The 2,359-nt window shown below is 56.2% G+C and carries 1 protein-coding gene and 1 pseudogene; both read right to left on the bottom strand.

The features are described 5' to 3' along the window. Nucleotides 1-1,940, bottom strand: a 1,940-nt coding sequence (locus JIN87_RS27810; RefSeq protein WP_200359985.1) for a histidine kinase dimerization/phospho-acceptor domain-containing protein, incomplete at its 3' end; no start/stop codon positions are given. A 44-nt stretch (nucleotides 1,941-1,984) separates the two neighbouring features. Then, nucleotides 1,985-2,359, bottom strand: a pseudogene (locus JIN87_RS27805) (hypothetical protein); the annotation flags it as partial.

Below are 2,359 nucleotides of genomic sequence, written 5' to 3'. Positions count from 1 at the left end.
TTGGCGTTTAGCATGGATAGGATGTCCTCGAGGAGGGCGGGCAGGTAGAAGGGGGCTGGCTTTAGGGTTACTTTTCCGGCTTCGATCTTGGACATCTCGAGGATGTCGTTGATGAGGGTGAGGAGGTGCTCGCCGCTTCTGTTGATGGTGTCGAGGCTGTCCCGCTGGTTGTCCGTGAGCTGGTAGTCTCGCTGCATGAGCTGCGAGTATCCGAGGATGGCGTTCATGGGGGTTCGGATCTCGTGGGACATGTTGGCGAGGAAGACGGACTTGGTCTTGTTGGCGTTTATGGCTTCCTCTTTGGCTGACTCTGCTTCTTCTTTTGCTTTTGTGATTTCCTTCTCGGCTTCTTTTCGGTCTGTGAAGTCGAGGATGAGTCCGTCGACTTCGGGGGTATCGGAGTCTTCATTGCTGGCGAGCGATCCGCGCTCGAATACCCAGCGTATGGTTTTGTCTTTGCGGATGATGCGGTATTCTAGGGCGTAGCGCCCTTTTTGGGCGATGCTCGTGGTGACTGTTTTTTCCATCGTCAGCAGGTCGGCTGGATGGATGATGCTGGCGAAGCTTCGTACGGAGTTGTTGAGGAAGTCGGAGGGTGGGTAGCCGGTGAGTTTTTCAACTTCGTCGCTTACGTAAAGCATGGTCCAATGTTCGTCCCAGCGGCAGCGATAGACGGTTCCTGGAATATTGGATACAAGGGAGCGGAATTGTTTTTCTCGGCGGGTGAGGTCCCTTGTTCGCTCCTCGATGCGGACCTCGAGCTTTTCGTTGATGGACTCGAGGGTTTGGCGTGTTCGTTCGCTGCTGCGTATCCGGAATATGGTGAATAGGACTGAAGCGAGGGTGGTGGTACCGAGGGCGAAGATGATAATGGAACGAGCGAGCCGGTAGGGCTCTAGGGCTTCTTCGATGTCGATCTCGGCTGCGATGCCGATGCTGCGGCCTTCGGCCCAAATCCAGGATCCTACAACTTTGACACCGCGATAGTCGTAGTAGCCTTCAAGGTTGCTGCCCGAGTTTCCGGCGAGGGCGGACTTGGCCATTTCGGTGAGTTCCAGGGATTCTGGATCGAGCAGTTTTCCTGGCTGCTTGAGGAGGTTGCGCCCGGGGTTGAGGAGCTTGATGCTGAGGATGCTTTGGTATTGCGGGTCTAGGATGCCTGCTTCGTTTAGCTGGGATTCGAAGCGGCTGTTTGTGAGCAGGCGGCCGTTTTTGTCGAAGAGGTAGGTTTCTCCGGTTTCGCCGATTTGGGCTTGATTGGTGAGTTGACTTAGGACGCCTTCAGGGTTGAGGCGACGGGTGAGGGCGGCGATGACGTTTCCTTCTGCGTCCTTGATGGGGGAAAGGAAGAACATGGTTGGAGGGACTTCGAGCCCTTGGATGTTCCTTGTGCCTTCGAAGGGAATGTCTGAGGGAATGGGGGGGATGAGTAGGTGTTCGCCTTGAAACGCTCGCTCGAAGAGGTCTGGGTAGTGCGCCTTGATTAGATTTTGAGTACCCAGATTTTCATCACGCATGGACGCGATGCTTGTGTTGTCCGGCGCGATGATGAAGAACCCGCCGGGCGGGAAGTTCTTTCGGTGGAGGCGTTGGAAGTAGATGTCGCGAAGCTTGGCGAGTGTCTCGTTGTTGAGGGGTTGGCTGTTTGTGTGGGCTTCGAGTTGGCGTTGAGTGAGTTCGAGGAAGGTTGGGTCCGAAGTGACGTTTTGGAGGACGAAGATGTGACGGGTGTTCCAGTAGTGCAGGGTTTGCAGAGAGGTTTGCAGATTGGTGTTGAGCGAGTCTGCTAGAGTCCTGAGTTGAACTTGCTTGATGCCGCTGAGTACCCAAAAACCGAGGACCGTTGAGAGAAGGACGAGGGCAAGGTTGAAGACTATGCCGGAGCGTATGTTTGCTTCTCTTTTGCGAGGGGACGCGGGCTTGTGGGACGGAAGGGACATGGAAGGGTTTCCTTATCTGCGAATGGAAACGCGAGTGTAGGTTCCTATGATTGTAGCAAAGCTTCTAGGCTGGCGAGGTCGAAACGTTCCGCGAGGAGGCGAATGCGTTTGGCGAGGGGTTCGTCGACGGTTTGGAGCTCGTCTGCGAGGTCTTCGACTTCGGTGATGGCTCCGCTTCTGATGGCTGCGCTGAGTTTGGCGAGCAGCTCTTCGGGGAGCTGGGCGAGCTGGCTGGAGTAGTCGGGTTCGGGCTCCTGCTTCGCTTTCTCGGGGGAGTCCGGCTCGTCGTATATGTAGTCGATGCCGGAGACGCGGTTGATCTCGTCGAAGAGGATGTTGTGATGGACGGGCTTGCGGACGAAGCCGTCCATGTCGGCGACGAGGATGCGCTGGCGGTCCTCCTCGAAGGCGCTGGCGGT

It is taken from the genome of Pelagicoccus mobilis, from assembly GCF_016595505.1.
Classification (GTDB): Bacteria; Verrucomicrobiota; Verrucomicrobiia; order Opitutales; family Opitutaceae; genus Pelagicoccus; species Pelagicoccus mobilis.
The sequence above is the reverse complement of the archived record's forward strand: the minus strand, read 5'-3'. Positions and strand labels throughout refer to the sequence as shown.